General features: G+C 71.2%; 21 protein-coding genes and 1 pseudogene. 16 read left to right on the top strand and 6 right to left on the bottom strand.

Translation table 11 applies throughout. From position 1 onward, the window contains the following. Positions 1-9: 9 nt before the first annotated feature. The 16 genes from AB0D59_RS32085 to AB0D59_RS32010 all read left to right on the top strand — a co-directional run bounded on the left by AB0D59_RS32085 (position 10) and on the right by AB0D59_RS32010 (position 13835). On the top strand, positions 10-852 hold the full coding sequence (locus AB0D59_RS32085; RefSeq protein ID WP_362572876.1) for a winged helix-turn-helix transcriptional regulator: 843 nt from the start codon (positions 10-12) through the stop codon (positions 850-852). Further along, positions 849-1352, top strand: coding sequence for a regulator (locus AB0D59_RS32080; RefSeq protein ID WP_362572874.1), 504 nt, complete (start codon positions 849-851; stop codon positions 1350-1352). The genes AB0D59_RS32085 and AB0D59_RS32080 overlap by 4 nt, the downstream gene beginning before the upstream one ends. Continuing rightward, positions 1349-2584: an MFS transporter gene (locus AB0D59_RS32075; RefSeq protein ID WP_362572871.1), complete on the top strand. Its 1236-nt coding sequence runs from the start codon at positions 1349-1351 to the stop codon at positions 2582-2584. The genes AB0D59_RS32080 and AB0D59_RS32075 overlap by 4 nt, the downstream gene beginning before the upstream one ends. Before the next feature lie 32 nt (positions 2585-2616). Then, positions 2617-2919: a hypothetical protein gene (locus AB0D59_RS32070; RefSeq protein WP_362572869.1), complete on the top strand. Its 303-nt coding sequence runs from the start codon at positions 2617-2619 to the stop codon at positions 2917-2919. Between the two features lie 254 nt (positions 2920-3173). Further along, a complete protein-coding gene (locus AB0D59_RS32065) occupies positions 3174-4397 on the top strand; it encodes an ATP-grasp domain-containing protein (RefSeq protein WP_362573027.1) in 1224 nt (407 codons plus the stop codon). Beyond that, positions 4394-5548 carry an MFS transporter gene (locus AB0D59_RS32060; RefSeq protein ID WP_362572866.1) on the top strand — a complete coding sequence of 385 codons (1155 nt, stop codon included), beginning with the start codon at positions 4394-4396 and terminating at the stop codon, positions 5546-5548. Before AB0D59_RS32065 ends, AB0D59_RS32060 begins: the two co-directional genes overlap by 4 nt. Beyond that, positions 5545-6183: an HAD-IA family hydrolase gene (locus AB0D59_RS32055; protein WP_362572863.1), complete on the top strand. Its 639-nt coding sequence runs from the start codon at positions 5545-5547 to the stop codon at positions 6181-6183. Before AB0D59_RS32060 ends, AB0D59_RS32055 begins: the two co-directional genes overlap by 4 nt. A gap of 35 nt (positions 6184-6218) precedes the next feature. Next, complete coding sequence (locus tag AB0D59_RS32050; protein ID WP_362572861.1) at positions 6219-7061, top strand: DUF317 domain-containing protein; 843 nt, start codon at positions 6219-6221, stop codon at positions 7059-7061. 202 nt (positions 7062-7263) lie between these two features. Further along, positions 7264-8124 carry a DUF317 domain-containing protein gene (locus AB0D59_RS32045; protein WP_362572859.1) on the top strand — a complete coding sequence of 287 codons (861 nt, stop codon included), beginning with the start codon at positions 7264-7266 and terminating at the stop codon, positions 8122-8124. Positions 8125-8154: 30 nt separating this feature from the next. Continuing rightward, on the top strand, positions 8155-8643 hold the full coding sequence (locus tag AB0D59_RS32040; protein ID WP_362572856.1) for a hypothetical protein: 489 nt from the start codon (positions 8155-8157) through the stop codon (positions 8641-8643). 60 nt (positions 8644-8703) lie between these two features. Continuing rightward, a complete protein-coding gene (locus AB0D59_RS32035) occupies positions 8704-9489 on the top strand; it encodes a DUF317 domain-containing protein (protein WP_362572853.1) in 786 nt (261 codons plus the stop codon). Between the two features lie 37 nt (positions 9490-9526). Continuing rightward, positions 9527-10546 (top strand): SpaA isopeptide-forming pilin-related protein, encoded by a 1020-nt coding sequence (locus AB0D59_RS32030; RefSeq protein ID WP_362572850.1) that lies wholly within the window; start codon positions 9527-9529, stop codon positions 10544-10546. Between the two features lie 105 nt (positions 10547-10651). Next, entirely contained in the window at positions 10652-10828 is a 177-nt protein-coding gene (locus AB0D59_RS32025; RefSeq protein WP_362572847.1) for a hypothetical protein, read from the top strand. Between the two features lie 878 nt (positions 10829-11706). Then, positions 11707-12198: a CrcB family protein gene (locus tag AB0D59_RS32020; RefSeq protein ID WP_362572845.1), complete on the top strand. Its 492-nt coding sequence runs from the start codon at positions 11707-11709 to the stop codon at positions 12196-12198. Between the two features lie 73 nt (positions 12199-12271). Further along, positions 12272-12646, top strand: a complete 375-nt coding sequence (crcB, locus tag AB0D59_RS32015) for a fluoride efflux transporter CrcB (RefSeq protein WP_362572842.1) — start codon at positions 12272-12274, stop codon at positions 12644-12646. Between the two features lie 841 nt (positions 12647-13487). Then, positions 13488-13835 (top strand): DUF190 domain-containing protein, encoded by a 348-nt coding sequence (locus AB0D59_RS32010; protein ID WP_362572840.1) that lies wholly within the window; start codon positions 13488-13490, stop codon positions 13833-13835. Positions 13836-13897: 62 nt separating this feature from the next. Here the strand turns inward: AB0D59_RS32010 and crcB (AB0D59_RS32005) are convergent, their stop codons facing one another. The 6 genes and pseudogenes from crcB (AB0D59_RS32005) to AB0D59_RS31980 all read right to left on the bottom strand — a co-directional run bounded on the left by crcB (AB0D59_RS32005) (position 13898) and on the right by AB0D59_RS31980 (position 16648). After that, positions 13898-14272, bottom strand: coding sequence for a fluoride efflux transporter CrcB (gene crcB / locus AB0D59_RS32005; protein WP_362572837.1), 375 nt, complete (start codon positions 14270-14272; stop codon positions 13898-13900). Continuing rightward, on the bottom strand, positions 14269-14616 hold the full coding sequence (locus AB0D59_RS32000) for a DUF190 domain-containing protein (RefSeq protein WP_362572834.1): 348 nt from the start codon (positions 14614-14616) through the stop codon (positions 14269-14271). The genes crcB (AB0D59_RS32005) and AB0D59_RS32000 overlap by 4 nt, the downstream gene beginning before the upstream one ends. Beyond that, a complete protein-coding gene (gene crcB / locus AB0D59_RS31995) occupies positions 14616-14999 on the bottom strand; it encodes a fluoride efflux transporter CrcB (protein WP_362572831.1) in 384 nt (127 codons plus the stop codon). The genes AB0D59_RS32000 and crcB (AB0D59_RS31995) overlap by 1 nt, the downstream gene beginning before the upstream one ends. A 705-nt stretch (positions 15000-15704) precedes the next feature. Next, positions 15705-15800 (bottom strand): annotated as a pseudogene (locus AB0D59_RS31990) (fluoride efflux transporter CrcB); the annotation flags it as partial. Continuing rightward, positions 15800-16138, bottom strand: coding sequence for a DUF190 domain-containing protein (locus tag AB0D59_RS31985; RefSeq protein WP_362573024.1), 339 nt, complete (start codon positions 16136-16138; stop codon positions 15800-15802). The gene AB0D59_RS31985 and the pseudogene AB0D59_RS31990, both read right to left, overlap by 1 nt. Positions 16139-16291: 153 nt before the next feature. Then, positions 16292-16648, bottom strand: a complete 357-nt coding sequence (locus AB0D59_RS31980) for a DUF190 domain-containing protein (protein ID WP_362572828.1) — start codon at positions 16646-16648, stop codon at positions 16292-16294. Positions 16649-16787: the final 139 nt, after the last annotated feature.

Below are 16787 nucleotides of genomic sequence, written 5' to 3'. Positions count from 1 at the left end.
GTTCCTCCCTTGGCCACCACCGCTCTGCCCCCTGACACCGACGCCGACATCGCACGGGTCACCGAGGCCCTCGCCATGATCACCCCGCGCTGGAGCGTGAGGATCCTCCTGACCCTGTCCGGATCGCCGCTGCGCTACAGCGAGCTGGCGGCCAAGATGCCCTGGCTCCGGGACGGTCAGCTCCACTCCAAGCTCACGTCGCTGTGCGACGCCGGTCTGGTCGAGCGCACCGCACATGATGCGCGGCACGTGACCTACGGCCACACCGAGCGTGGCGCTGGCCTCCTGCCGGTACTGCCGGTGATCGTCACCTGGGCCGAGAACTATTTGGACACGCCGGACGGCCCGCTGCCCGCGATCGAGCAGATCGAGGACAGCCTCACCCTCCTCACCCGGCGGCACGCCGCCGCCATCCTGTGGGTGCTGAAGTCCCGCGAGGAGGTCAGCGGGCGGGCCCTGGCCCGGATCGTGATGCCCAGCAGCGACTGGACCAACATCTACCCGCCGCTACGGCAGCTCGTCGCCGACGGCCTGGCCGACACCGACGGCATAGGCCGTCCCTACCGGCTGTCCGCAGCGGGTGATGGCCTGGGCCCGGTGCTCGGCGCCCTGTCCGCCTGGTCCGCCGGGCAGCCCCTCGACGCAGCCGCCCAGCACCCGGTCTGGGGGCACCCGCAGGCGAAGCCCGCGCCGAGGCCATGGATCAGCAGCCAGCCGAGGCCGGCCCCCACGGCACTGGCACCCGCTCGGACACCCCAGACCTCTCCGGCCTGGCACAACCGGGATCTGTTCTCGCACGCCGCGACCGCCCACCCGAAGGCAGCCATCCCGGCGGGAGGCCCGCGCCGATGAGCACCGCCATTACCTCTGCCGAAACGTTGCGCGCCGTCGAACTGCTCGCCTCGCGGCCGTTGGTCCGCCTGGTCACCGAGATCGACGACAACGGCGCCATACCGCCGCGACGGCTAGCCAGCACCCTGTCCGACCTCTCCACGCATCAGGTGCGCAGCGCGTCCGACACGGCCCGCGCCCACGGTCTCATCCGGATCACGCCCGGCGCCGGACTGGAACTCACCCAGCCTGGGACGGAGTTGGCCGACCTGTACGACGCGATGGCCCGCTGGGCCCGGCGTCACGCCGTCCCGGCCCCCGTCTGCGAGTTCAGCAGCCGCATCCGGCACGTCCTCGGTCTGCTGGCACCCTCGCTCACCGGTGAGTCCGTCGACAATCCCTCCCCGCTGGGCGGTGGCGAAGGCGAGGCGGGCCTGACCCGTCCCCGCATGCTCTTGATCCAGTGGCTGGCCGACAACCCCCAGGTGGGCAGGGCGCCCGAACCCGAGCCGGCCGCGTGAGCCGAGCAGTCGTACCCTGGCCCGCACGTCACACCAGCGGGCTGGTGCGCAGTATCTGCCTGCCGCGCACGGCGGACGCGTTGGCGTTCGCGATGTCCACCTACGGCATCCCGCTGCTCGTCCTGGCCACCACGCGCTCCGCGGCACTGACAGGCGTGGCGTTCACCTTGGAGTGGATCCCGCGGCTGGCTGCGTTCGGGCGGGCCGGATCGGTTGTCGACCGGCACGGTGCCGCGGTGGTCTTCCACCGGGCTGCCCTGGGCCGGGCACTGGCGCTGGCCGCCGGCGCGGTCCTGCTCCACTTCCACCCGGCGGGCACCGCAGCGGGCGTGACCGTGATGGTGCTGGCGGCAACGACCGGCGTACTCACCGAGTTCAGCTACATTGCGGCCGAGACGGCGGGTGCCGCCGCCGGACGCAGGGCGGGACGGCGGGCCCACCGTGTCCAGGCCGTCCTGCTCGGCATCGACCAGACGGCGACCCTGGCCGGTCCGGCGCTCGCCGGCGTGCTGCTGCTCGCCGGTCCGCCGTCGATGCTCGCGGTGATCACCGTGCTCTCGTTGATCGCCGCGCTGCTCGCCCTGCACACCCCGCCCTCGCCTGTGGCACCGGCCCCTGGGGCGAAGGGGAAGTCCGGTGCCGGACTGCTCACCGGGTGGCGCACCATCCGCTCGCTGCCCGCGCTCGGCTGGCTCGTGACCGGGCTGACCCTGTCCAACCTGGCCACCGGCCTCCTCCAGGCGGCCGGCCCGGTGATCGTCGTCCAGCACTTCGGGCAGTCCACCACCGCTGTCGGCCTGGTCTGGTCCGCTGCTGCCGCAGCGACGCTCCTCAGCGTCACGCTCTGCCGGTTCGCCCTGGACCGCTTCGGCCTGTGGCCCGTTGGCGCCGCCTGCGCTGCCCTTGCCTCGCTCGGCTGTCTCGCCGCTGCCCAGGCCCCCGACTACCAGTCCTACCTCCTCCTGGTCGCCGTCCTCATGGCGGCCGACGGCGGCCTGGCGGTCGTCCTGCGCACCCTGCGCTCCCGCCTCATCCCGCCGGACAAGTTCGCCAGCACCCTGTCGGCGACGATCCTCATCCTCCTGCTGCCCTTCCCCGCCGCCGGCGTGCTCACCGCGCTCACCCCGCCCGACGCACTTGGCCCCGTCATCACCGTCTGCGCGGCCCTGCAGACCCTCGGCCTGCTCTGTGCCTTCGCCCGCCTGCGCACGGATCCCGCCCTGCGCACCTGAACCCGCTGCGCCCCCAGCCTGTGGAGAACGTCATGTCCATCGCCGCCCTCGGGTCGCACCGCGCGACCGGCCGCACCATCACCGAGCAGTTCCACGCCTTCGACGCCCGCAACCCGCACGTCTACCGCGCTCTGGAACGCATGACCGCCCGTCGCCTGGCCGCTGGCGCCACCCGCGTCAGCTTGAAGGACCTGTTCGAGGACCTGCGCCGCCAACTTCCCCACGGCGTCGCCGGGCTGAACAACAACTTCACCGCCCTCTACGCCCGCCACCTGATCGACAACCACCCTCACTGGGCCGGGCTGTTCGAACTGCGCCGCCGCCGCGCTGCCTGACACCCTCCCACTACACCGCCGTCGTGCCCTCTGCCGGCCGAAGACGGCCTGGTTAGGCCGCCTCGCCCACGCGGCCCCTGCCGTGCGCGGGCTGCGTGAGCGGCCTCTGCCCGCGACCCACCCCTCCGGGGCGACCGTGCACTGTCCCGGTGCCACGCGGTCCGCTCGCTTCCCCCGCGCCTTTCCCTCCTCCGCATCCAAGGAGCTTGCCCTTGTCCGACCGCCCCGCCGTCCTCGTCGTTGCCGCAGCCGACATGGAGGCCGAGGCATACCGCGCGTACTGCCTTCAGTCCGTGGCCGCCGTCTACGACCTAGTTCTGATCACCAGCGAAGAGCCCACGTGGGAGGTGCCGTACCTGCGGGACTGCGTCGTCGTCTCCGACCCGGCCGACCAGGCCGCGCTGTCCGCCGCCGGCCGGATGCTGGCCGAACGTCACGACCTGGCGGGGGTGTTCACCTGGACCGAGTGGTACCTCGTAGCCGTGGCCCGCCTCGCGCGCCAGCTCGGCCTGCCCACCACCGCCCCGGAGGCCATGCGGGCCTGCCGCAACAAGGCCACGTCCCGGGCGCTGTTCGCACGGCACGGCGTTCCGTCGGCGACTTCGGTGAGCGTGCGGACCCTGGCCGAGGCGGAGGAGGCGGCGCAGCGGGTCGGCTACCCGCTCGTGCTGAAGCCCGCCGCGCACGCGGCCAGTATCGGCGTGATCCGCGCCGACACCCCCGACCAGCTCACCGCTGCCTTTGCGTTCGCCGACCGGGCGGCCGGGCTCGGGCGGGAATCCACCAGCGTGCTCGTGGAGGAGTACCTCGACGGGCCCGAGGTGTCGGTCGAGTGCGTCTCCTACCGCGGCGAGACCACCGTGGTCGCGGTCACCCGCAAGACGGTCAGCGCTCCTCCGTTCTTCGAGGAACTGGCCCACTGCGTGGACGCCGCAGACCCGCTGCTCGACGTGGTGACCCCGGTGGCGCGGGCCGCGATCCGCGCGCTGGGGATCACCGACGGCGTCAGCCATGTCGAGATGCGCCTGGTCGACGGCCGGCCGCGGCTCGTCGAGGTCAACGGCCGGATCGGCGGCGACATGATCGGCCACCTGGTCCGGCTCGCGACCGGGGTCGACCTGCCGCGTGCTGCTGCCGACATCGCCTGCGGCCGGGCCCCCGACCTCACCCCGACCAGGTCCTCGGCTGCCGCCATCCGGCTCCTGTACCCGGACACCTCCGGCACCCTCGACCACCTGGCGTACGAGGGAGACCGGCCGCCGTGGCTGGAGCGGATCCACTTCCAGCACCACGTCGGCGACGATCTGCTGCTGCCCGCTGACGGGGGTGACATGTTCACCGCCCGCATCGGCTACCTGATCACCACGGGGCCCGCCGCCGACGTGGCGCAGGCCCGCGCCGAACAGGCCCTGGGCAGCGTCGGCATTCACATCGCACCCCGTACGGCCGACGGGTCCACCCGGGACCGGGCGGCATGAGCCGGCCGACTGCCTCCGCCCGCCGCGAGCGGTTCGTGCTGACGGGCTACTTCCTGGGACTCGGCGCGGTGATGGCTGTCTGGAGTGCACGGATGCCCGCCGTCCAGCTCGCCGCCCAACTGAGCACCGCACGACTGTCCTTGGTGCTGCTGGCCGCCGCTCTCGGGATGGTCGCCGGCCTCACTACCGGCGGTCGCCTGGCCCGGCCGGAGCGGCTGCCCGCCCTCACGATCGCGGGCGGAGCCGGCCTCGCCGGATGTCTCGCCGCCCTGGGCCAGTGCACCGCCCTCTCCTGGCTACTCCTGGCCGCACTGGCCTTCGGGGCCGCGCACGGAATCCTCGACGTAGCCCTCAACACGGCGGCAGTGCGCTGTCAGAACGAATACGGCCGGCCCATCATGGCGTCCCTGCACGCCGCCTACTCCGGCGGCGCCCTCGCAGGTGCCGCCCTCGCCGCCGCTACGGCCCGTACACCGCACACCACCCTCTTCCTGGTGACCGGACTGATCCTGACCGCCACCGTGCTCTGCACCGCATCACGCACCCGCGCACTGACCGGGATGGGTCAACCGGCAGCGGTCACCGGAGCCGGGGCCGACGGCGGCTGGGCGTTGCCGGCAGCGAAGCTGTGGCTGCTGGGCGCTCTGGCTGCCGCGATCCTGCTCGGCGAGGGAGCGGCAGCCGACTGGGCCGCCGTCCACCTGCACAGCCTGCACGCCACGACGGCGGTCAGCGCCACAGCGTTCGCCCTCTACAGCGCCGCCATGATGGCCGGACGGCTGGCCGGCGACACGCTCACCGCCGCCTTCGGCGCCCCCGCCGTGGTTCGTGCCGGCGCGCTGTTCGCGGCGGCCGGGCTGGCCACCGGCGCGTCGGCCGACAGCGTGCCGGTCGCCCTGGCCGGGTGGGCCGTCTTCGGCCTCGGGCTGTCCACCACCATCCCCTCGCTCATCAGCGCTGCCGGGGCCGGCGGGCCCACGGCGGTGGCCACGGTCTCCGTCACCGGCTACCTCGGCCTGCTCGCCGGGCCTGCCCTCATCGGTGCCCTCGCCAGCGCCACCTCCTTGTCCACGGCCCTGCTGCTGCCCGCCCTGCTCGCAGCTGCCGTCGCCGCTCTCGCCCACCGCGCCCTGGAGAATCCCACCCCTTGACCCGTACCACCAGCGCACACCCCGGCCTCGACGCCGCGATCCTCGACTACAACGGCGTCCTCGGCGCGCAGCCCGTACATGATCAGTGGCGGCACCTCGCCCGCACCGCCCACTGGCCCGAGCAGGATCTCGCAGGGTTCCAGGAAGCCGTCTGGGCCGCCCGACCGGCGTACGACGCAGGCCAGTTGAGCGACATGGCGTACTGGGCGAAGGTCCTCGGCGCCCACCCGGGCCCGCGCCTGCTGCGCCAGCTGCGCGACGCCGACACCGACATGTGGACCACCACCGACGACCGCGTCCTCGCAGTCTTGGAACGCGCCCACCAGGGCGGGCTGCCGCTCTTCCTGCTGTCGAACGCGCCCGCCCACCTCAGCGACGTCCTCGACGCCACCGACTGGTGCCGCCGGCTCATGACCCGCGCCTTCTACTCGGCCCGGCTCCAGACGAACAAGCCCGGCCCCGCCGCCTACCGGCAGGCACTGTCCGCGACCGGAGCCCGTGATCCGCGCAGGGTGCTGTTCGTCGACGACCGGGCGGAGAACTGCCAGGCCGCCGAACGCCTGGGCCTGCGCACCCTGCACTACACCGGCCGGATCGCCGACCTCGAAGCAGCCCTGCTGCACGGCCCCCACTGACTCCCCTCCCAACCCCTCATCTCTTCAGGACCTTTGTGTCTTCCAACGACCTGTGGACCGGCGGGGACGTGTACGTCTCACCCCGCTACCTCGCCGGGCTGCCCGGCCACGCCGACCCGAGCTTCGCCCCGGTGACCCACTGGCCCCACCACCGCCCCGACGCCGGCCCGTGCCAGCTGGTTGTCACCTCGCCCGACCACCGCATCCGCATCGGATGGTTCGGCGACGACCACGACACGTGGCTGATCTGCGCCGCCGAGGACCCCGTCTCCGCTCCCCGCTGGACGGCGCGCATCAACCAGAACACCCCACCCGAGATCACCGAAGGACTCACCCGCGCCCTCGCCGCCGAGTGGGACGAAGACAGCGACTCCTTCCTCACCTCGCGCTCGTACTACTGGAGCGACGCGGTGCGGCCGTTCCTCGACGCGGGCTGGGAGCAAAAGCCCCTCTCCCGCGGAAGGCTGGAGATCGTCTCCCCGGACGGGCTGGCCGGAGCGAGCATCGACGTCGTCACCACGGGACCCGACGCCGAGACGGTGACCTTGTGGGCCGGACCGCCCGGCTGGGGAGCCCGCGCCGAGGCGACCTTCACCGCACGCACGCCGAAACACCTGATCGCCGCCACCGCCGCCGCCCTCGCCGACCCCGCCCCCGTCCTGCGCTACAAGCAGTCACTCGACCCGCGGCTCGCTCAGCTGGCCCGGCTCACCCCCGTCACACCGCCCCGGCCACCTGCGCCGACCCCGCTCGACGTCCAGCGGGCCGCCGCAGCCCGCCGCCCGGCCGCCGTCCCGGCCCGCAGCGTGCGCCGATGGACCACCGCCACACCCCCGCCCGCACCGGCCCACGGCCCCCGCCCCGGCCTTCGCCGCTGAACCACACAACTCCCCCTGCGCCCCCGCCGTCACCCAGGCCCCGGTCCACCTTGACCAGCGCCTCCTCGGCGACCAGGAACGCGCCGCGAGGGCTGCACTGCGCCGCCGCGCCACCACCGCGTCCGCCCTCCGCCCGCCCGTCCCTGTGCCGCCGTCCCCGGCTTCCACCCGCACCCGCTGACTCTCTTCCAACCGGAGCCGTGTGCCACCCCACGACGACACCCTCGACGGTGACGCCTATGTCTTCCCGCGCCATCTCGCCCTCGCCACCCTGAACGGCGACCCCGCCCTCGACCCGCTTCTCCGCCTGGACTGGCCGCCGACCTACGACGGCCGCGGCAACCTCTACCTCGGCGCACCCGACGGATCGGTCCGCCTCGGCTATCTCTCAGAAGGCCCGGACGACGGGCTGTGGCGCATCAACGCCTACGAGGACCCGTTCGGCCTGCCCGCCTGGGGTGTGTGCTTCAACGACCGGTGTCCCACCGAGTTCGTCACTGCCTTCACCACCGCGCTCGCTGCTGCCTACGAGCAGGGCCCCGACGCCTACCTCGCCACGCCGGTCCACGACCGTGTCGACAGCGACTTCTTCCGGGCGTTCGTCCCGCTGCTGCAACGCGGCTGGCGGATCGACCACCCCCGCTGGGGAGTGTTCGCCGTCGAGTCGCGAGACGGGCTCGGCGTGGTGGAGTACACCACCGGTGCTCTCAACCCGGCAGCCGAACTGACCACCCGCGAGGCGAGATGGCACCTGTGGGCAGGAGCCTCTCCGGAGCACCCGCTGTGGTACGCCACCGCCAGCACCGACACACCCACCGCACTGATCCGCGCAGTCACCGAGAGCCTCAGCGACCCCGCCCCCCTGCCCCGGTGGAGACAGGAAACCCACACCTACGCCGACGGTCTGGCCCAGCTCACCCCCATCCTCCCGACCGGCCCGTCGATCCCGACCCCCCTCGACGTCCGGCGCATTGCCTCCCACCGCCCGGCCGCGCTTCCCGCCGCCAGCGTCCCGCGCTGGAGCACCACCAGCCAGCCCGCGCTGCCCGGCCCTCGCCGGTAACACCAGCTCGACCTCGACCGGAGCCCCTTCTTGTTCCTGCAGGCACCCGAGTTCTTCGCAGAGCTTTGCCTCCCGTTCCCCGACCACGCCGTGGTGGGCAACACCTACTTCGCCGCCCCCGCCCCCGGCACACCACTGCGGCTGCGGATCGAATTCACCCGCACCATCCAGGCGGACACCTACGGCGGGCTGCGGGCGGCGATCGCCCACCGGGACCGCGGGGAGATCGACGCGGTGGCACTCAGCTTCCTGGACCACGGCACATTCCACCGCCGCGACGAAGCCAACAACACCCGTCCCAACACACAGGGATACGGAGTGATCGACAAGTACCACCGCCGGAAGCGGCCTCCGTGGGACGGAGCCGTCACCACCGGGCTACGCGACGCCATCGAGCAGTACACCGCCGTCTGGTTCCCCGGCGCCTGGAACACATCCACCCCGGGCCGCGCCGCAGGCCGGACCGCGCAACCGGCGCCCGCCGCGCCGGTCACCCGCAACGGCACCCATGCCCGCTGAGCCGGGCCCCCACCGCCTACCCAGCCGTTCCGCACCCTTCAGCAGGAGTCCCCGCCCGTGATGACCCACCCCTTCGAGAACCTCGAACCGGCCCAGCCGGTGCAGGTCCTTCCCCGTCATCTGGCCGGGCCCGGCGCCGTCGACCCTCGCACCACGTGGGACTTCCCCTACGACGAGGGCTGGCCGTTCGCCCAGGCCGATCACGGTCCGGCTGCCGCGTTCAGCCCGTGCCTGCGCCTGCAGACCATCTACGACCCCCAGCCCGAGAAGCGCGGCAAGGGCACGTGGGTGATCACCGCGCACCGGACCCCGTTCACCCCTGCGGACTGGTGGATCAACTTCGACGCCGCCACCCCCGTCGAACTGGTCCACGACGTCCACACCGAACTGCTCGACCTCTACCTCGAAGACCTGCACAGCGACCAGGACCGGCTGTTCCAGGACGATACGGCGGCGCAGGAGGTGTACGTGCCGCTGTTCACCCGCGGCTGGAGCCACGACGTCAAGACCGACGGCACGCAGACCTTCCTCAGCCAGGATGGACTCGGCGGCGTGCGCCACCGCTACGCCATCAGCGGCTCCAGCGGGCCGGCCTGGCGAGCCTGGGGCGGCCATCCAGACGAACCGCACTGGAAGGCGGACTTCTCCTTCCGGGCGCCCACCACGCTCGTCGCGGCCTTCACCGCCTCGCTCATCTCCACCGAGCCACTGCACCGCACCGTCCAGGACGTCCCCGTCCAGACCCGACGCGCCCTCTACATCGCCACCCCGACCACGAAGCCTCCGCACGGCAACACGCCCGTCGCTCCGCCGCTTCCCGCCCCGGCCCCTGGCCGGACCCGCTGACCTGTCCTGCTTCCAGATCCGAGGAGTTCTCTTCCCCGTGCCCGTGTGCTTTGTCCGATCCGCCGCCGTCACCGTCGCGGTGGCCAGCACCCTCATCTGGGCGCCGGCCGCGAGCGCCCAGCCCTCCGAACCGGCCCCCTCGGCCTCAGCCGAGCCTGCCGAGACACCAGCCCCGGACGCGGGCAGCGTCGAGATCACCGCGAAGGACACGGCCGGAGGCGTCCTGCCCGGCGCCGTGTTCCTGCTGCTCGACTCCGCCGGCCAGGAAGCCGGACGCGGACAGAGCGACGCCCAAGGGAAGCTGACCTTCCCCGACCTCGCGCCGGGCATCTACCGGCTCAAGCAGACGGCCACCGGCAGCCCGCTCCACGAGGCCGTCGCCGACCAAGACGTCATCGTCACCCCCGGCAACACCACCCGGCTGACGATCACCGACCCGTTCAAGGCAGCCAAGGTCCTCCTGCAGGCCAAGGACGACAAGACCGGCAAGCTCCTGCCCGGCGCGACCGTGAACATCGGCACCGGCACCTCCACGCTGCTCACCCTGACCACCGGCGCCAAGGGCACGGCCTCGGGTGAACTGCCCGTGTCGAGCCGCAGGATGCAGTTCTGGGTCAAGGAGATCAAGGCCCCCGCTGGCTACGGCCTCTACAAGCCGAAGAAGACGTTCACCGCAGGTCCCGGAGCCCCGGTGACCGTGACCGTCACCAACGCCAAGACGGCCACCGTCCCGAAGCCCGATCCTTCGGACAAGCCGACGCACCAGCCCACCGACTCCCCGTCGAGTCCGGATGGGTCAAGCAGCGGTACCGGAGGCACCGCGTCGTCTGCCGCGGGCAGCGACACATCGGAGCGCGACTCCTCATCCGTCGCTGCGGCCTCGTCCGGCGAATCCACGCCGAAGGCGCCGGCAGGTTCCCTCGCTCACACCGGAGCCGACGCCACACCGTGGCTGATCGGCGGCGCAGCCGTGTTGATCACAGCTGGCGGAGGCGCTCTGCTCCTGGCACGCCGCACGCGCACGCACAGCCCCACAGGCAGCTCCACCGAGGTCTGACCCGCACTCCACCCGGTTCCATCACGCAGAGCCCCCGGATTCCACAACCTGGAATCCGGGGGCTCTGTCGTCCACGAACACGGTGGCCCTCGTTACGCTGCCGCCGTGATCGACCCCTCCTCGCTCCCCGGCGATCCCTCCGAGCTACACCTGCGCATCTCCTACGACGACGAGCTCCGGGACACCCCGCAGGCCGACACGCTGGAACGCTGGAACGTAGCCATCCTGCACCGCCGACGCACCCGCGCCGCGGAGCGCGAGCCGGTCGCCCCCAGCGCGTAGGCGGCCTCCGACGCCCCACTCCGCACGGTCGAGGACCTCGTCGGATCCATGACGTTCTACCGGGTGCACCTGGACCGAGGCCGCAACGCCTACTTTATCCCGCCATCTCTTACGCATCGAGTGCTTGTCTTTGCGGCTTAAATGCCCAGTTCAATTGGGCAGCCAGTCCGGGAGCGTTGCAACAGTGGTGTTGCTTCTCTCTGCCTTCGCCGTGCTTCAGTTGCGCCAAGGGCATCGCCTGCGTGGGCCGGCGCGGATCGCGCCGCAGGCGCCCCGCCAAGCTCCGGGCCGACAAGGCGTACCACTCCGCCGACACCTTGTCCTGGCTGTGCAAACGCGTCATCATCCGGATCGCCCGCCCAGGCGTCCGAGTCCACCGAACGACTCGGACGCCACCGCTGGAAGATCGAGAGGTCCATCTCCTGGCTGTTCGGCTACCGCCGCCTCACCGTCCGGTACGACCGCAAAGGCAGCCACTTCCTCGCCTTCCTCGGCCTCGCCGCCGTGCTGACCTGCTGCAAGGAACTCGCCAAGCTCGCCACGTGAACTCTCTTATGCTTCGGTTTCGCCACCACGGCGTTTGACCCATAGCCCCGCTGCGACCGAGACGAATGGATGCGGACTGGCTCGCTGGCCGGCGGAGGGGAAAGGCGTGTGGCGTGGGCATGTCGCTGCGGTGAGCATGCCGTAGCCGCGCCCTGCGCGGGCGGTAGCGGCAGCGGGCGGGTCCGGTACTCTGGCGGCATGCGGTGCCTGTGGGGTGCCGCGCGGTGGTGGGGCCCGCCGTACGCGAACTGCGGCGAGGATGCCGCCAACGGTCCCTACTTGCGATGGTGTGCGCCCGGATGCCGGGTGCCCGGCGAGTAGGAGACGCGGGTATGGAGACTGAGTGGCGGCAGTCATCGGTGGTGGACTCGTCTATTGATCCCGATCTTGATGAGCAGTCCCTGCGGCAAGGTGCGCCGTGGCGGGGGCAGTGGCCGGTCATCCGCGTGGTGGCGTTCGGCGGTGCCATCGGAGCGTCAGCCCGGTACGGGGTGGGGCTGCTGTGGCCGCTCGCGCCGGTGGCGTTCCCGTGGACGACGCTGGCGGTGAACGCTGTGGGGTGCGCGGTGATCGGGGTGTTCATGGTGGTGATCACCCAGGTGTGGGACGCGCCCCGGCTGGTGCGGTCGTTCTTCGGTACCGGAGTGCTGGCCGGGTTCACTACTTTCTCGACGTACGCCGTGGACATTCAGCGGCTGGTCAACGGCGGGCGTGCCGGTGCGGGGCTGGCGTACCTGGGGCTGACGCTGTTGGCGGCGTTGGCGGGGGTGTGGGCCGGGGCGTCGGTGACGCGCCGCGTGGTCGGTGGGAGGGCCGGGCGATGACACGGCTGGCAGGCGGGGCGGAGAACGACGGCGTCGAGGTAAGCCGGTACATAGGCGGGGAGGGGGAGGCGCGGTGAACTGGCTGTTAGTGATTGCCGGTGCGGTGGTTGGCGCGCCGTTGCGTTATCTGACCGACCGGGCGGTGCAGGCCCGCCATGACACCGTCTTTCCGTGGGGCACGTTCGCGGTGAACGTGGCGGGCTGTCTGGTGCCGGGCCTGGTGACGGGGGCGGTGACGGCGGGTGCGGCGTCGCCGCAGGTGCAACTGGTGCTGGGCACAGGGTTCTGTGGGGCGCTGACGACGTATTCGACGTTCTCGTACGAGACGCTGCGGCTGGCCGAGGACGGTGCGCGGTTCTTCGCCGCCGCCAACGTGGTCGCCAATGTGGTGGCCGGCCTGGGAGCGGTGTTCGTCGGTGCGGCGGTGGCGCAGGCGGTGTGGGGATGATTCGTACACGCCGTCCGGGCGGCCGGCGTCGGGGTGGGGATGGCGGATCTTGGTGTGATTCGGCACGGGAGCCGGGCGGACTTCGTGTACGAGGGCGCCCGTTCGGTGACGGGTCCGCTGCTGGCGTCGCTGGGTGCGTCGGCGATTGTGGTCGGGTGATGACCGGCGCGGGTGATGCCGCTGCGCTGGGGCTGCGGCTGGTATAGGGGCCGTTGGTGGACCGTACCCGGCGCTTTTGGGGCCTGACTCGCCGGTACGCCTTGACGGTGGTCACCGTGCAGGTGCTCAGTCTGGTCGGCGTCTTGCGGGCGGCATGCGCGCTGGTGATCGCCGAGCGGGTCGGCAAGGCGGTGCGGCCCCCGGCCAGGGATACCCGGCCCTGCGGGTTTTGGCCGCGCCCGGGGCCGCGGTGCTGGGGGCCGGGGCTGCACGGGATGTGGTGATCGGCCGCCGGTCGTCTGCGGGAGTAGCCTTCATTGTAAGCGGCGCCTCTGTCCTGTCAGCGGCGGTCGCGCGGCGGTGGGGCTCGCCGTACCCGAACCGCGGCACCTTCGGTGCCGCCAACAGTCCCTACTCGTGAAACTTGGTCTGCCCGTCTGTGGGCCCACACGAGTAGGAGGGTTACGGCATGAAAGGCAGTAAGCCGCAGGTCACGGGGTACACCGGTCTCCAGGCTGATCGGCTCACGCATGCGCGGCGCCGTGGACATGCGGCGCGCAGGTTCTCTCTCCATGGACAACGTCGGGTACCCGGCCTCGGGCGGTCTGACGTTCACGGCTGGTTTCACCGCGGCGGTGCGGGGTGCGGCGCGGCACGCACCGCGTGCGGCCAGGAGGACACCATGAGGCTAATTGACAGGGCCCTGCAGCTGACGGTGTTCATCGAGGAATGCGACACCTGGAGGCACAAGCCGCTGGTTGCGGAGATCGTGCACCGGGCCCACCAGGCCGGACTGGCCGGCGCGTCCGTCTTCCGCGGAGTGGAGGGCTACGGGGCATCCACAGTCATCCACGGCTACCGGCTGTGGTCGGTCAAGCAGGATCTTCCCCTCGCGATCGTCATCGTCGACGAAGAGGAACGCATCCGGCGCTTCCTGCCCACGGTGAAGGAACTGGTCACCGAGGGCCTGGTGATCGTCGAAGAGGTCGAGGTTGTCTGCATCGGCCAGACGCACGCAGACGCCGTCTGACGGGGGCGGCGCTGACGGAGCGAACGGTGTCCCCACCGGTGTCCGGATGGCGCGGGCGGGGCCTATCCGAACACGGCCTTGGCCACGGCCAAGCCGATGAACACCGCTCCGAGCCCCGCGATGACCGAGGCCGCCACGTTGACGAACGCCAGGAACCTCGCGCCGGCCGCGGCCAGGCTCAGCGTTTCGTAGGAGAACGTCGAGTACGTGGTCAGCGCCCCGCACAGCCCCGTCCCCAGGAACAGCTGCACCTCCTTCGACGCGGAGCCGGACAGCGCTGCCCCCGTCAGCACCCCGAGAATCACCGAGCCGGTGATGTTGACGGCGAAAGTGCCCCAGGGAAAGACGGTGTCGTGGTGCGCCTGGACCGTGCGGTCTGTCAGATACCGCAGCGGGGCACCAATGGCGCCACCGAGCAGCACCAGCAAGAGCCTCATCGGCTCACGGCCTCCCGCCCCACATAGTGCACCACCTGGACCTCTTCCAGGGTGACCAGGCCCTCGATGGCCAGTTCGTCCAGCTGCGGCAGGAAGCCACGGATCCGGTCCTCCTCGTCCACGATGACGACCGCAGTCGGCAGGTCGTCCGCCATCGACAACAACCGGGTGGTATGCACGATCGAGGACGCCCCGAACCCCTCCACCCCGCGGAAGACCGACGCCCCGGCCAGTCCCGCCGCGTGAGCACGATGCACGATCTCCGTGTACAGCGGCCTGTGATGCCAGGTGTCGGTGTCGTCTACGTAGACCGTCATCCGCAGTGCGCGACCCATGAGCTTCATTACTGCATCCTTCCGGTCATGGCACGGCGCGCGGCTGCCACGCCGATCGTCACCGCGGCCATGGCGGCCATGACGGTTACCGCCAGGTAGGCCAGCGCAATACCGGCCCGTTCCTGTGAGACCAGGCGCTCGATGTCGGCGCAGTACGTGGAGAAGGTGGTGAATCCGCCCAGCACCCCAGTGCCGAAGAACGGCCGCAGCAGATAGTGCGCCGACCACACCTCGGTGACCGCCACCAGAAAAACGCCGATGATCAGGCAGCCAACGGCGTTGACACCCAGCGTCGTCCACGGAAACGCGCTGCTACCGATGGGCCACATCTGACCCGCCTCGTAGCGGGCGCCCGCCCCTACCGCCCCACCTACGGCGATCACGGAGAACACCGCGAACTCCCGGCGGCGCGCTTCACGCCGCAGTTGCGCCTCCTCGGCTGCCGTAGCCCGCTCGGCCGGCCCGGCAACCGTCCTCGGCCCTCCGGCCACACTCCTCAAACCGCTACGCCCCGCGCGCCTCTGCACACCGATCACCGTGCACCCGCCCCTGCTCCGGGTGAGCAAGGACCGTCGTCGCGTTACTGCCGCCCTTCGGGCACCATCTCCTGCGACCCCACCGATGCCGTACGACCAGCCTAAACCTCGCTCCTGGGGATGCGCGGCATCATGCCCGTCGCTATGCATTGACCAACCGCCGTGCTGGCCGCCAGACCCGCAGCCCGTCTCGCAAACAACGAAGAGCAGGACGGTCACGCCCCAAAGCTCACTCAGCGGCAACACGACCTGGGACAGGGCAGGCGGGTGATCTCACCGGGAATTACCTGTCTGCTCGTTCTGCCGCCCGGGAGGGACATTCGAACAAGACGGGGCACCCCCGTGGAGGGCGCGGACCGCTCCAGCCGACGTATGCGGCGTCCTCGACTCGGGCGTCCAGCTTTTCGATCCGACTACGCCGGGCCGGAGTCCCGTGCCCGTAGATCTTGCTGCAGGTGGGACGTCCTGCTTGTCGGAACGGGCGGTGACCGGCACCCCGTCGATGTGAGGGGTTACGCGTTCGTCATCGGCGGGACCATCCGGCCGGGCTGGCTGCTACACAAATACGCTGTCGTGGCGGGCCTGAACAGCCTTGTCGGTGAGATACCGCAGCGGGGCGCCGATCATGCCGCCCAGAAAGACCATCAGGACGGGCATCAGCGCCTCTCCTCTCCGGCGGCAGGTCGAGGCAAGCCGGTGACGTGGCAGACCGCCTGCAGCGGCTCCAGGGTGACCAGCGACTGGGGGGCGACGTCGCGGACCTGTGGGAGGAAAGCACGCACGCGGTCCTCCTCGTCGATAACCACGACGGTCAGGGGGAGGTCTTCGGCGAGGTCGAGCAGGCTGGTGGTGTGCACGAGCGAGGAGGCACCGAAGCCCTCGAAGCCGCGGAAGACGCTGGCGCCGGCGAGCCCGGCGCGGTGCGCGCGGTGGACGATCTCGGTATAGGCCGGCTTGTGGTGGTATTGGTCCCACTCGCCGAGGAAAACTGTCATGCGCAGGACCGGGCCTTTGAGGGGCGCACGGGGCGCGCGCGGAGGGAGGTCGTCGTCCCCGTGGTGGTGGCGGGGAAGGTGTGGGGTCATCGCGCGCTTCCTTTGCGGGGAGGATCGCCGGGGTGGGGCGGATGGCCGTATCGGCGGGGGTGTTCACCACTCGTGCGCATCGTGGCTGGCCACGGCGGAGATATCGACGACCTCAACCGGTTGGAGGGTCGCCAGCAGAACCGCCTGCATACGGTCCAGGCGTGTCAAGAAGGTCTGCAGGATGACCATGTCGTCGACGAGGACGATCTCGGCCGGGAGATGCTGAACAAGCGCGAGCACACTCTCCCTGCGTACGGTGCCAGCATCGCCGAATCCTGCAATACCACGGCGCACGCTCGCCCCCCGCAGCTTGCCTTCCCAAGCACGGCGCACGACCTCCTCGACCAGTGACCGACCCCGCCACTGCCGTGCTTCATCGAGGTAGATCGTCAGCCGGCCCCAGCCGGCCGATGAGGACATCACGCCTCCTCCCCTCGGCAGAGCGGCACACGCCTGTGGCTCCAGGCGCGGGAGATGCCCACTCCCAGGGTGCACCGGGTACGTTCACGGTGCCAGTGCGGCGGGCGGCGACACCAGGACGGCGCACACGTCGTCCACC

The organism is Streptomyces sp. NPDC048417, from assembly GCF_040651615.1.
GTDB lineage: Bacteria > Actinomycetota > Actinomycetes > Streptomycetales > Streptomycetaceae > Streptomyces.
The sequence above is the reverse complement of the archived record's forward strand: the minus strand, read 5'-3'. Positions and strand labels throughout refer to the sequence as shown.